We start from the raw sequence: 2,838 nt of genomic DNA, 5'->3' as shown, positions 1-2,838 counted from the left end.
GATGCTGGATATTAGAATTGCTAAACTGATAAATTGTAAAATTGTAGTTCATAACTTTCGGTGCAGTTCTCAGTAAAACTCTGTGATTGCTCAGAGCAACTCTGTGGTAAAATCCTTTATATTTTTTGCCTTTGTACTGGATACTGGTTACAAACTCTTAACACGCACCTGGCAGCTAGTAGCTTGATACCAGATATTTGAAAATAAGCATAAAACTTTATTGAATATTCTTCATTGTTTATTCAATATTTGTCATTCAGTATTTCTCCATAAAAAAAGCCTTGCTTCTTCATCGAAACAAGGCTTTTTCTTTTTATAGAACGTACTGACTAACGAAAGTCTATGACTTCTACATCAGCATGGTCAGCAGCATTAAAAACAAATTCCGAATCATCAAAACCGGCATTTGTATTCATCTCTTTTACCAGGATTCCATACAGGTTTCCATCGGTACTGTGCAGGGTTGCCGAGTGAATCATCATTTCAGCCTTGTCGATAGCCACTTCAATTTTTGTTACATCGTAAGTATCCGAATCAGGGAAAAGATTGATATGATACAGTGTTTTACCGCCTTCTGTTTTTTCATCTACAAACTCCGAACGGAAACCGCGCTCGTATATACTGAATAACGACGAAGGATCCATCAGCTCACTGCTTTCATCATCAATATTCGAAATAGTTACCTGGTTACCGTCTTTCATGTAATTCCATATAGTTTCGCCATTTGAAAATACTTCAACTCCCAAATCGGGCAGTTGCACACAATATTTCTGACCTTTGATTTTTATGGTACCGGCATTCGTTTCGTCAATATCCATTTCTTTATTCACCATCGAAAAAACAAAACTGGCCGACATCGATTTTATTTCTTTGGTTTTGGCACTTACCTCATCCAGAATTTTCTTTGCCTTTGCATCGCTCTGCGACCACCCTAAAGTTGCCACCATCAGAAGTGCAACCATAAATACTATCCTTCTCATCATTTTACTATTGTACTATTCTTTGTCAGAAAATGAAAACGCTACGATTTTTCTACCCAATGTATAAATCCCGATTCCGTATCACCCTCAAAAATTAATTCTACAAGCTATTCAATAACTGTTCCAAACTATATTCGTCCTGCAGTAAAACCTGTCGCGCTTTACTTCCGTCACTAGGCCCAACAATACCTGCAGCTTCCAGCTGATCCATTAAACGCCCTGCACGGTTATACCCTATTGAGAATTTTCGCTGTATCATCGATGTCGATCCCATCTGGTTCATCACCACTACGCGAGCTGCATCGTCAAATAACTCATCGCGGTTTCGCAAATCCACTTCTCCCGGTCCGGGCTCCTCGTCGCTGGCATATTCAGGTAACAAAAATGCAGTTGGATACCCACGCTGATCGCCGATAAATGCAACAATTTTTTCCACTTCAGGCGTATCAACAAAAGCACACTGTACTCGCGTCATTTCACTTCCCTGCGAAATAAGCATATCTCCACGCCCGATAAGCTGGTTCGCACCCGGCGAATCAAGAATGGTACGAGAGTCGATCATCGACGCCACCTTAAACGCAATACGCGCCGGGAAGTTCGCTTTTATCACACCGGTAATGATATTGGTCGACGGACGCTGTGTAGCAATAATCATATGAATACCAACAGCCCTTGCCAGCTGCGCGATCCTTGCAATCGGCAATTCAATCTCTTTTCCGGCAGTCATAATCAGGTCGGCAAACTCATCAATAATCACCACAATGTAGGGCATAAACCGGTGTCCTTTTTCAGGATTCAGTCTGCGCGATATAAATTTCCTGTTATACTCTTTAATATTACGTGCCTGTGCTATTTTCAGCAAATCGTAACGTGCATCCATTTCCACGTTAATCGAATTCAGCGTATTTTTTACTTTCTGAATATCGGTGATCACCGGCTCTTCAGAATCGGGCAATTTTGCCAGGTAATGTTTTTCAAGCACCGAATAAATATTTAGCTCCACCTTTTTCGGATCGATAAAAACAAACTTCAGTTGCGACGGGTGTTTTTTGTACAACAACGAAGTAATAATCACGTTTATACCCACCGATTTACCCTGACCTGTAGCTCCGGCAACAAGAATGTGCGGCATTTTTACCAGGTCGAACATAAAGGTCTCGTTCGAAATGGTTTTACCCAATGCCACCGGTAATTCGGCTTTGCTCTCTTGGAACCGTTTCGAGCGAATAATCGAGTGCATCGATACCGTTTCAGGATTTTGGTTCGGCACCTCGATACCGATGGTTCCGCGCCCCGGAATTGGTGCAATAATACGAATACCCAACGCCGCCAAACTCAAGGCAATGTCGTCTTCCAGGTTTTTAATCTTCGAGATTCGTACGCCCGGTGCCGGAACAATTTCGTAAAGAGTAATTGTTGGCCCAATTGTAGCCCGTATTTTTGTGATCTCGATTTTATAATGACGCAGCGTTTCAACAATTTTATTCTTGTTGGCTACCAGCTCTTCATTTTTAACTTCGGCATTACCAAATTGATGATCTTCCAGCAATTCCAGCGTAGGGAATTTAAAACTTGCCAGATCCAGTGTTGGATCATAATCTTCCAGCTCCTCCGGTTCTGCACCATCCGACTCTTCTTCCTCCAGTTTTGGCGCAACCGTTAAACTCAGGTCATCCTCTTTTTTTATCGGAATCACTTCAATACCATCACCACTTTCCTCTTCCGGCTCTTCTATTTCAATTTCATCTTCTATCTCAATCACCGGCTCTTCTATCGGCAAATCATCATCATCGTCCGACTCAAAAATGGCTTTCACCACATCGTCGTCATCCTCAATAATTTTTGTTATCGCCTCTTC

The 2,838-nt window shown here is 41.8% G+C and carries 2 protein-coding genes; both read right to left on the bottom strand.

The features are described from left to right. Positions 1 to 329: 329 nt before the first annotated feature. On the bottom strand, positions 330 to 980 hold the full coding sequence (locus ABZB17_RS22005; RefSeq protein WP_372653736.1) for an outer membrane lipoprotein carrier protein LolA: 651 nt from the start codon (positions 978 to 980) through the stop codon (positions 330 to 332). 100 nt (positions 981 to 1,080) lie between these two features. Then, on the bottom strand, positions 1,081 to 2,838 hold a 1,758-nt coding region (locus ABZB17_RS22000; protein WP_372653734.1), incomplete at its 5' end, for a DNA translocase FtsK.

The organism is Draconibacterium sp., assembly GCF_041583095.1.
Lineage (GTDB): Bacteria > Bacteroidota > Bacteroidia > Bacteroidales > Prolixibacteraceae > Draconibacterium.
Note: the sequence above shows the minus strand (reverse complement) of the source record. Positions and strands in the feature narration are given on the sequence as shown.